Source organism: Massilia sp. P2_C2, from assembly GCF_056404615.1.
In genome coordinates this window covers 1-4,976 of record NZ_JBFUDR010000387.1, presented here as the reverse complement: position 1 = coordinate 4,976, position 4,976 = coordinate 1, and the positions used below count along the sequence as shown (strand labels likewise).

At 63.0% G+C, this 4,976-nt stretch carries 4 protein-coding genes; 3 read left to right on the top strand and 1 reads right to left on the bottom strand.

The genetic code is table 11. The annotated features are described in order from the left end of the window. Positions 1-48: 48 nt before the first annotated feature. Positions 49-1,623 (bottom strand): S8 family serine peptidase, encoded by a 1,575-nt coding sequence (locus AC1DYX_RS27715; RefSeq protein ID WP_477264896.1) that lies wholly within the window; start codon positions 1,621-1,623, stop codon positions 49-51. A 332-nt stretch (positions 1,624-1,955) separates the two neighbouring features. Here AC1DYX_RS27715 and AC1DYX_RS27710 point away from each other — a divergent pair, with 332 nt between their 5' ends. The 3 genes from AC1DYX_RS27710 (at position 1,956) to AC1DYX_RS27700 (ending at position 4,463) form a co-directional block, all read left to right on the top strand. Beyond that, a complete protein-coding gene (locus AC1DYX_RS27710; RefSeq protein ID WP_477264894.1) occupies positions 1,956-2,594 on the top strand; it encodes an ANTAR domain-containing response regulator in 639 nt (212 codons plus the stop codon). Positions 2,595-2,679: 85 nt separating this feature from the next. Further along, positions 2,680-3,786, top strand: a complete 1,107-nt coding sequence (locus AC1DYX_RS27705) for an S-(hydroxymethyl)glutathione dehydrogenase/class III alcohol dehydrogenase (RefSeq protein WP_477264892.1) — start codon at positions 2,680-2,682, stop codon at positions 3,784-3,786. 182 nt (positions 3,787-3,968) lie between these two features. Beyond that, entirely contained in the window at positions 3,969-4,463 is a 495-nt protein-coding gene (locus AC1DYX_RS27700; RefSeq protein ID WP_477264891.1) for an outer membrane beta-barrel protein, read from the top strand. Positions 4,464-4,976 lie beyond the last annotated feature (513 nt).

The following is a 4,976-nucleotide window of genomic DNA, read 5'->3' as shown; positions in this document are numbered from 1 at the left end:
ACGGGCGCTGCATGCAGCGCCCGTTTTGCCGTGTCCGAAAATCCTGGATTACTTACCGCAACCCAGCGCCTTGATGCGATCGTACGCCGCCTTGGCCTGCACGAGGCCGTAGCCGTACTTCGTGTCGCGGCCGGCGGTGCCCAGGTCGAGCGCGCTGTTGTCCAGCGACGTGCGGATCTGGGAACCGGTGCAGGTCGGGAAGTAGCTCCACACGAGCGCCGCGACGGCCGACACGTGCGGCGTGGCCATCGACGTGCCGTCGAAGTAGGCGTAATTCGATGCCTTCACGGCCACGGTCGCGCTCTGGCCCAACTGGTTCTTCATCGCGGCGCCGTCCGTGTCGGACGCGGTCAGCGACGGGATCGTCGTCACGGTCGTGCCCAGCGTGCCGCCGAAGGCGCCCGCCACGTTGTTGTAGACGATCGCGCCGACGCCGCCGCTGTTCTGGCAGTTCGTCACCTTGGTCGCGAAGTCCAGCGTGCCGCRCTGGATCAGGCAGACCTTGCCGGAGACGGCCGTATTGACCTTGTCGCCGATGCCGAAGTCGGCCAGCGGCGCCGTCACGGTCTTGACGGGCGAGCCTTCCATCGCCGACGACGCGTATTTCGTCGTGCCGACCGTCAGCGCCGTATCGACGCCGGTGCCCATCGGGACCGTCGACAGCACGGACACGCCCGGACCGGCGATCTCGACGTCCTTGTTGTATTGCGAGAACGAGGCGACGACCTTGTTCTCGTCCAGGGCCGCCACCGACATCACGCTGGCGTAGCCGGCCGGGTAGGAGGTCGTCGAATTGCCGTCGTTGCCGGCCGCCGCGATGGAGAGCACACCCTTGGTCTGCAGGTTGTCGAATGCGCGCTGCTCGGTGATACTGCGCGCGCCGCCGCCCAGCGACATCGTGACGACGTTGGCACCCGCCGCGCCGCACTTGTTGGCGGCGTTGGCCAGCGTGGACGAATAGGTCCACGCGCCATCGTTGCCGAACACCTTCACGATGTGCAGCTTGAGCTGCCTGTTCGGGTTCACGCCGACGACGCCCGTGCCATTGTTGACGGCTGCGATCGTGCCGAACACGTGGGTGCCGTGATGGGTCTCGTCCGTGTACCACCAGCCCGTGCCGGAATCGTATTCGCCGGTGACGTTGGCGCCGTTGTCCTTCAGGTCTTCATGGCTGAAGTCGACGCCCGAGTCGATGATGCAGATCTTGCGGTTGGACGTGTTCGCATCCGACAGCTGGTCGGCCTGCACGAGCTTGATCCCGTAGGGCACCAGCTGGCCGTTCGTGTAGGGCACGCCGGTCGACGGCGTCGTCAGCGCGAACGGTTTGCGGACCACGTCTTCCTCGACGTATTCGACGTTCGGATTGTGTTGCAGGCCCTGCAGCGCGGCGGTCGGCACTTCGATCGCCATCGCGTTCATGTTGAAGATTTCCTGCTTGACGGTGCCTCGTGCAGCCGCGACCGCCGACTTGATGTTGGCGGCCGATCCCGGTTTGAAGGCGACGATCACGCGGGTCGTGTCGGGCGCGGCCGACGCGCTGCCCGCGAATGCGACGGCCAGCGCCGCCACACACAGCCCGAGGGCCGGAACCATCTTCGATGCGCGAGAGTGTTTCTGATTCATCGGTGTTTTCTCCGTTGGTAAGTATCGTTATCGCCGCGGGCCTCGTGGGCTGCGTGCATGTAGGTGACTCCTCGAACAACCGATACATCTTGCAACCCTTATCGGGGCAGCAAGGTTCAGTTTATTTTGAGAACTTATGCATATGCAATCTGTTTCCAATCGTGCGGACACGGTGTTGTGTTCGTGTCTCGCGTGTGTTGGATTGATGTCAGCGAAACAAACAATTTGGCTAAAAACCTTGTCAACGTGCTATATTTTTGGCGCGCTACCGCGCCGTATGACTGTGTGCGCCACAGTGCGCGTTCACCCTTACCGCTACGAGAACCATAACAATGAGCGCGCCTGCCTCTCCCCGCCGCCTGATCCTGCTCGTCGACGATGATCCCATCCTGCTGGAATATCTCTCGACCGTGCTGGGCCATGCCGGCTACGACACCCTGGAAGCGACCTCCGCCGCGCAAGCGCTGCAGCGCGCGGCCGAGCGCGAAGCCGACATCGCCCTGGCCCTGCTGGACATCAGCATGCCCGGCATGTCCGGCCTGGATTTGGCACGCCGCCTGCGCGACCACACGTCCGTCGCGTTCATGTTCCTGTCGTCGGTCGACGATGCCGAGACGGCGCGCCAGGCGGCCAGCCATGGCGCGGTCGGCTTCGTCGTCAAGCCGGTGGATGCCATGCACCTGCTGCCGGCCTTCGAATCCGCGCTGGCACGCGCCGACGAGATCCGCCAGCTGCGCCGCACGGAAGCGAACCTGAATGCCGCGCTGGCGGCCGGCCGCGAAACGAGCCTGGCCGTGGGCCTCTTGATGGCGCGCTTCCAGGCCGACCGCAACACGGCCTTCGAGGTGCTGCGCGACCACGCCCGCTCGAACCGCCGCAAGATCAACGAAGTGGCCGAACAACTGGTCGCGGCCGAGGAATTGCTCAACAGCCTGCACGGGGCATTTGCCGGGCGACTGCGCGGGAAATAGATTGCCGCACGAAACCGGCCGGCCGCCGACGCGTCCGGGGCCTCGCTTGGTATCATGGCGAACTTTTAAGCCAGGGAATAACGATATGAAAACCAGAGCAGCGATTGCATGGCAGGCAGGGAAGCCGCTGACGATCGAAGAGGTCGAACTCGAGGGCCCGAAGGCGGGCGAGGTGCTGGTCGAAGTCAAGGCGACGGGCATCTGCCACACCGACTGGTACACGCTGTCCGGCGCCGATCCGGAAGGCCTGTTCCCGGCCATCCTGGGCCATGAAGGCGCCGGTGTCGTCGTCGACGTCGGCCCGGGTGTGACGACGCTTCGCAAGGACGACCACGTCATCCCGCTGTACACGCCCGAATGCCGCCAGTGCAAATTCTGCCTGTCGCAAAAGACCAATCTGTGCCAGGCCATCCGCGCCACGCAGGGTCGCGGCCTGATGCCGGATGCGACGAGCCGCTTCTCGCTGGACGGCAAGCCCATCTACCACTACATGGGCACGTCCACGTTTTCCAACTACATCGTCGTGCCGGAGATCGCGCTGGCGAAAGTCCGTTCGGACGCGCCGTTCGACAAGATCTGCTACATCGGCTGCGGCGTCACCACCGGTATCGGCGCCGTGATCTTTACCGCGAAGGTGGAGGCGGGCGCCAACGTCGTCGTGTTCGGCCTCGGCGGCATCGGGCTGAACGTGATCCAGGCGGCCCGTATGATCGGGGCCGACAGGATCATCGGCGTGGATATCAACCCGGGCCGCGAAGCCATGGCGCGCAAGTTCGGCATGACCCATTTCGTCAATCCGAAAGAGGTCGAGAACGTCGTGGACACGATCGTCCAGCTGACGGATGGCGGCGCGGATTACTCGTTCGAATGCATCGGCAACGTGACGACGATGCGCCAGGCGCTGGAGTGCTGCCACAAGGGCTGGGGGCAATCGATCATCATCGGCGTGGCGGAAGCGGGCAAGGAGATCGCGACGCGTCCGTTCCAGCTGGTCACGGGCCGCGTGTGGAAGGGCTCCGCGTTCGGCGGCGCGCGCGGCCGCACGGACGTGCCGAAGATCGTCGACTGGTACATGGAGAACAAGATCAACATCGACGATCTGATCACCCATCACCTCACGCTCGACCAGATCAACGATGGCTTCGACCTGATGAAGAAGGGTGAATCGATCCGCTCGGTCGTCGTGTATTGATCCTCTCCATCTGTTGGGTGGGCACCCCTGTGCCCACGCGTAATGCCAACAAACCGCAAACGTCACGCGTGGGCACGGGTGCCCACCCTACGGACTCGTGTAAATATGTTGTTCATTGTATAATTTCCGGTTCTCAATAGTAAGTGCGCTTGCACTTCATGACAAAGAGGGATCGGAAAAACATGTTCAAGAAACTCGCAATCGCCGCGGCCCTGGCCGCGGTGGCATCGTCCGCGTGCGCCGAGGAAGCAAAGGGCGCCTATGGTGGCCTGGACGTTGGTTCGTCAAAGGTCGACATTCTCGACGGCAACAAAACCAGCGCCGGTGTTTTCGCCGGCTACCGCTTCAACCAGTATGTGGCGCTCGAATTCGGGTATCGCCAGCTGGGTAAATGGGAGGTGAATGGCGGTACCGTCAAGCTCTATCAGGCGCACTTCTCGGTCGTCGGCTCGTATCCGCTGAGCCCTGAATTCGATATCTATGGCCGTTACGGCCGCGACAACGGGCATGTCGACTCGGCCGTCCCGGGCATGACGTTCACCGGTTATTCCAACAGCGGTTTTTTCGGAGCCGGACTGAGTTACAAGTTCACTCCGACCATTTCGGGACGAGTCGAAGCACAGCAAACGGCCAGGAATGCGACCAACTACAACGTTGGCATCGTCTACAGGTTCTGACCGCAGCGCAGCGCAGCGGCGCCACGAAGCAGCCGTACGCATCCAGGCTGCAGGCATCCTGATCCCAGCCGTGGGCGTATAACGGAATGCCAGTCTCGTCCAGCAGGGCCGGCGGCAAGGCGGCCGGCTGCGGCGCCAGGTTGGCGCACACGAGGATGCCTTCGCCATCCAGGCTGCGCCGCACGCCGATTACGCCAATCGGCCACGCCGATCGGATGGATCGGCATCATCCGGATCATGTTCACGCCCAAGTCGGCGAAGTGGCCGAGGCGCGCGCATACGCCGTCGAAGGCGCGTACTTATATCGTCCCGTCGTGGCGCCAGTTTTCAGTTTTTTATAAATACTTGGGAACTTTCCAGCGGTCCGGTTCTAATAAAAGAAAAGAGCGAACGGACCCGACGTGAACGAATCCGAAGACATACAACTGCTGCGCGCGATCCGACAGGGCGACGCGACAGCATTCCAGAACCTGTATCGGCGCCACCGGAGCGGCTTGTACAGCTTCGCGCTGC

Coding starts and splice junctions, on each gene's coding strand:
- AC1DYX_RS27700 (WP_477264891.1), top strand. CDS start 3,969: ATGTTCAAGAAACTCGCAATCGCCGCGGCCCTGGCCGCGGTGGCATCG.
- AC1DYX_RS27710 (WP_477264894.1), top strand. CDS start 1,956: ATGAGCGCGCCTGCCTCTCCCCGCCGCCTGATCCTGCTCGTCGACGAT.
- AC1DYX_RS27705 (WP_477264892.1), top strand. CDS start 2,680: ATGAAAACCAGAGCAGCGATTGCATGGCAGGCAGGGAAGCCGCTGACG.